We start from the raw sequence: 1,099 nt of genomic DNA on the forward strand, positions 1-1,099 counted from the left end.
ATCTTGATGGGCAGCACAGTAATATAAGTTTTTCCCTAAATCTAAAAGAATGCTCTTACTATAGGTAAGCGCCTTCTTTCTTTTGCATGTCCTATCCTAGAATGAGTTGATATATTTTAGGCGATATTATGTCAAACCTAGAGAGAGTAACAGAGCTAAGCGCAGTCAAAAAGATTACACCTTAGGCTTTAAATTAAGCGTTGTGGATAGCGTTGAAAAAGGCGACATGACTTACAAACAAGCCCAAGCCATTTATGGCATTCAAGGTCGTAGTACCGTTTTGGTTTGGCTACGCAAACATGGTAAATTAGACTGGACAGGTTCTAACCAGCGGAGGCGTTGTCCTATGTCAGCCCACAACCCTAGTGTAGAAACACCCGCTCAGCAGATAAAACGGCTAGAGCGAGAGCTTGCAGACGAAAGAGATCGCAACCTCATCTTAAATACTATGATTGATATTTATGATAAAGACTATGGCGTAAACTTAAGAAAAAAGTCTGTCACGACAGTCTCTGGCAACTCAGGAAAAACGGACAAGTGAGTTTAGCTAAAGGCTGTCGATTAGTAGGGATTAGCACTCAAGCGGTTTATCAACATAGAGATCGACAGCTCAAGCGAGCAGATGAATTAGCTGTACTGTCTGAATGGGTTGGTTTTTACCGTCAGTTCATGCCAAAGCTTGGTGGACGCAAATTGTACTACTTAATCAAACCTAAGCTTATAGAGGTAGGTATTAAGCTGGGACGTGATGGGTTCTTTGATTACTTGCGAGCGCATAACTTACTGGTAAAACCCAAACGTAGCTATACTAAAACAACCAACAGTAAGCACTGGTTCAAGAAATATCCTAATTTGTTAAAGGATAATCAAAACCAGCCGATTATGCCGGAACAAGTACTCGTGGCAGACATTACCTATGTAAAGTCTGGTGAGGGTACGCACTACTTATCACTCGTCACGGATGCTTATTCAAGACAGATTATGGGCTATCATTTAAGTGAAGACATGAGAGCTTGCAATGTGATTAAAGCGTTAAAGATGGCGCAGTCTAACCGATGCTATCGTCATGCTGCTATTCATCATTCAGACAGAGGACTAC

At 41.4% G+C, this 1,099-nt stretch carries 1 pseudogene; it reads left to right on the plus strand.

Annotated features, from left to right (window positions below):
* Positions 1 to 109 precede the first annotated feature (109 nt).
* A pseudogene (locus JMX91_RS13350) lies at positions 110 to 1,099 on the plus strand (IS3 family transposase); the annotation flags it as partial.

It is taken from the genome of Psychrobacter sp. Pi2-1 (assembly GCF_904846645.1).
Taxonomy (GTDB): Bacteria; Pseudomonadota; Gammaproteobacteria; order Pseudomonadales; family Moraxellaceae; genus Psychrobacter.